Consider the following 244-nt stretch of genomic DNA (forward strand, 5'->3'; position numbering starts at 1 on the left):
CCCCCCCCCCCCCCCCCCCCCCCCTTCCCAACCACAAGCCCCCCCCCTCGATGTAGCTCCGTCTCGTGGGCTCGGAGATGTGTATAAGAGACAGCCCACAGGGTGGCCGCCCGTCGGCGTCCGGCCCGAGCGGGGCCCGGGCGAGCCCCCACGCCGGACACTGCTGAACTCGGCCCAGCACGGATGAGCTCCTGTCTCTTATACACATCTGACGCTGCCGACGACGGAGAGAGTGTAGATCTCG

At 69.3% G+C, this 244-nt stretch carries 1 protein-coding gene; it reads right to left on the reverse strand.

Going from position 1 to position 244, the window contains the following annotated elements; all coding sequences use genetic code 11:
• On the reverse strand, positions 1 to 208 hold a 208-nt coding region (locus tag ACR9ZK_RS23045; RefSeq protein ID WP_481344241.1), incomplete at its 3' end, for a hypothetical protein.
• Between the last annotated feature and the right edge of the window lie 36 nt (positions 209 to 244).

It is taken from the genome of Monashia sp. HAY1-5C, from assembly GCF_056755255.1.